Source organism: Bacteroides sp. 41_26, from assembly GCF_949740115.1.
GTDB lineage: Bacteria > Bacteroidota > Bacteroidia > Bacteroidales > Bacteroidaceae > Bacteroides > Bacteroides nordii.
In genome coordinates, this window is the sequence record NZ_CATJGZ010000021.1 from 1 (window position 1) to 3,610 (window position 3,610).

The 3,610-nt window shown below is 38.6% G+C and carries 2 protein-coding genes; one reads left to right on the top strand and one right to left on the bottom strand.

Annotated elements, in window-relative coordinates; genetic code table 11:
• The coding region (locus tag QX565_RS00235) for a valine--tRNA ligase (RefSeq protein ID WP_289290532.1) at positions 1–2,350 on the top strand (2,350 nt) is incomplete at its 5' end.
• A 166-nt stretch (positions 2,351–2,516) separates the two neighbouring features.
• Here QX565_RS00235 and QX565_RS00240 read toward each other — a convergent pair.
• The gene (locus QX565_RS00240; protein ID WP_289290533.1) at positions 2,517–3,443 is read right to left on the bottom strand and encodes a tyrosine-type recombinase/integrase; all 927 of its coding nucleotides are present in this window, start codon (positions 3,441–3,443) and stop codon (positions 2,517–2,519) included.
• Between the last annotated feature and the right edge of the window lie 167 nt (positions 3,444–3,610).

Below are 3,610 nucleotides of genomic sequence, written 5' to 3' on the forward strand. Positions count from 1 at the left end.
TGCAGCGGAAGGAATCAAAAAGACGGATCTGACCCGTGACGAATTTCTCAAACATGCCTGGGCATGGACCGAAGAGCACGGTGGTATTATCCTGAAACAGCTTCGTAAACTCGGAGCATCTTGCGACTGGGATCGTACCGCATTTACTATGGATGAAAAACGTAGCGAAAGTGTACTGAAGGTTTTCGTAGATCTTTATAATAAGGGACTTATTTACCGGGGAGTTCGTATGGTGAACTGGGACCCGAAAGCATTGACTGCCCTCTCTGATGAAGAGGTGATTTATAAAGAAGAACATGGAAAACTTTATTATTTGCGTTATAAAGTAGAAGGAGATCCGGAAGGTCGTTATGCGGTGGTTGCTACTACTCGTCCGGAAACAATTATGGGTGATACGGCTATGTGTATCAATCCTGCCGATCCTAAAAATACTTGGTTGAAAGGTAAAAAAGTAATCGTACCGTTGGTAGGGCGCGTTATTCCGGTGATCGAAGATGATTACGTAGATATCGAATTCGGTACGGGTTGTCTGAAAGTGACTCCGGCACATGATGTGAACGACTATATGCTGGGCGAAAAATACAATTTGCCGAGTATTGATATTTTCAATGATAACGGAACATTAAGTGAAGCTGCCGGTATGTATATCGGTATGGATCGTTTTGATGTTCGTAAGCAGATAGAGAAAGATCTTGAAGCTGCCGGATTGCTTGAAAAGACAGAGGCTTATACGAATAAGGTAGGTTATTCAGAGCGTACGAATGTAGTGATTGAACCGAAATTGTCTATGCAGTGGTTCCTTAAGATGCAGCACTTTGCAGAGATGGCGTTGCCACCTGTAATGAATGACGAACTGAAATTTTATCCTCCCAAGTATAAAAATACTTACCGGCACTGGATGGAAAACATAAAAGACTGGTGTATCAGCCGTCAGTTGTGGTGGGGACATCGTATTCCGGCTTACTTTTTACCTGAGGGTGGCTATGTGGTAGCTGCTACAGACGAGGAAGCATTGAAACTTGCCAAAGAAAAAACTGGAAATAATGCATTGACTCTGGCCGATATCCGTCAGGATGAAGATTGTCTGGATACTTGGTTCTCTTCCTGGTTGTGGCCTATTTCATTGTTTGATGGTATTAATAATCCGGGTAACAAAGAGATTGAGTATTACTATCCTACAAGTGACCTTGTTACAGGTCCGGATATTATTTTCTTCTGGGTAGCCCGCATGATTATGGCCGGTTATGAATATGAAGGAAAGATGCCGTTTAAGAATGTATATTTTACTGGTATCGTTCGTGATAAGTTAGGGCGCAAAATGTCTAAATCATTGGGTAATTCACCCGATCCATTGGAACTAATTGAAAAATACGGCGCCGATGGGGTACGTATGGGTATGATGCTTGCGGCTCCTGCCGGGAACGACATTCTCTTTGATGATGCATTGTGCGAGCAAGGACGTAATTTCTGTAACAAGATATGGAATGCTTTCCGGTTGATCAAAGGATGGAAGGTTGCTGATAATGCTGAAGTTCCCGAAGCGTCTAAGTTGGCTGTCCGCTGGTTTGAGTCCAAACAGAATGAAGTAGCAGCTGAGGTTGCCGATCTGTTTAGCAAATATCGTTTGAGTGAAGCACTTATGGCTGTTTATAAGCTGTTCTGGGATGAGTTCTCTTCCTGGTATCTGGAAATGATTAAGCCGGCTTACGGACAAGCTATTGACCGTGTTACTTTTGATGCTACTATTGGATTCCTGAATAATTTGCTTCATTTGCTTCATCCGTTTATGCCTTTCATTACCGAAGAGTTGTGGCAACAGATGGCCGAACGTAAGGAGGGAGAGAGTCTGATGGTGAATTCTTTATTGTTGAATGGAACCGTTGATGAAGCGTTTATTCAGCAGTTTGAAGTGGTGAAGGAAGTGATCAGTAATATCCGTACGATTCGTTTGCAGAAGAATATTGCACAGAAAGAAGCACTTGAGTTGCAGGTGATAGGTGAAAATCCGGTTACTGCATTTAATGCTGTGATTATTAAGATTTGTAATTTGTCCGGTATTGCAGTGGTAGAAGCCAAAGCAGAAGGAGCATCTTCATTCATGGTAGGCACTATTGAGTTTGCTGTTCCGCTTGGCAATATGATTGATGTAGAAGCGGAGATCGCTCGTATGGAAGCTGAACTGAAACATAAAGAAGGATTCCTGCAAGGTGTGTTGAAGAAACTTAGTAATGAGAAATTTGTAAATAATGCTCCACCGGCAGTAATTGAGATTGAACGAAAGAAACAGGCAGATGCCGAGAGTATTATTAATTCATTGAAAGAAAGTATTGCTTCTTTAAAGAAAGCATAAACCGATTTTATAGAAGTAGAAAGGCATTCCAAAATATTGGGATGCCTTTCTTTTTTTAGTAGCAGATAGGAAATAGATCGCTTTTCGGTATCAGATTGAGTCTAAAACAAAGTAGTAAAAAATCAAGGGCTGTTCTTTGAGGATTATAGAACAGCCCAATTTTTATTTATTTTAATGCCTTAGACATTTGCTCTATGCACCTCTTTTTTTGCTCCATATTTGGATGAACATACAAGTTGAGAGTCGTGCTAATATTTGAATGCCCAAGAAGTACGCTTACAGTCTTATAATCACATTTACTTTCGATACATCGAGTTGCGAAACTGTGGCGCAGGCCATGAAATTTCAAATCAGATATTCCTAAATCTTTCAAAAAAAGTTTGTAGTAGTTTCGGTATGTCCTGGGTTCTGTCGGTTTTGATTCATTGGTCAGTACAAAGTATGTAGCATTAACCACTTTTTTTAATGGTTTAAGTAGCTTGATTAAATCTCTGGTCATGGGAATGTCTCGAATAGAATTCTTCGTTTTGGGTGTATCTAAAACTAATTCTGTACGTCGCTCAGATTCTTCAATAAGGTATATACGTTGAATTGTTTGCTTAATACTGATAACACCTGATTCTGTGTCAATATCTTGCCATCTTAATGCGCAAATCTCACCTATTCGTAATCCTGTACTTAAACAAATGTATATTCCCAAATTCTTAAATGTAAAATGTTCTTGAATGTGGTTAATGATTTTTTTATGATTACTTTTACTCAATATTTCTATATCATGTCGTTCTCGTTCGGTAGGGAATTTAATATCAATCTGGCTATATTCAAGAAGTTTGTTTTTTACACCGTATTTTAAAATCATTCTTAGTACTATGAGTATATCCTTAATTGATTTCTGACTGAGTTTATTTTCTAATTTCTGAAAAACAAACTCTTGTACCATGCTTTCTTCAATATGGCACATCTCTCCAAATGTTGGCAATAGATGATTCTCGATCAATAGTGAGTATGCCGAGATAGTTGATTTCTTCACGTACTGTTTTTTATCCTCTTTCCATAGGATTGCAATTTCTTTAATTGTCATTGTTGTTTCCATTTTATTCTGTTTTAGGTAATTAAACTATTTAAATAAGATAGAAATAATATTAGAGACTCCAAATAACTAAGTTTCCTAATTTGAGATTTAAGGAGTTTGAAGGGGAATGGGAAAAATGTCAAATTAAAGATTATGGGACAATTATTACTGGAAATACACCTTCAACA

Excerpts from the sequence above, each read along its gene's own strand:
- QX565_RS00240 (WP_289290533.1), bottom strand. The coding sequence starts at position 3,443 with ATGGAAACAACAATGACAATTAAAGAAATTGCAATCCTATGGAAAGAG.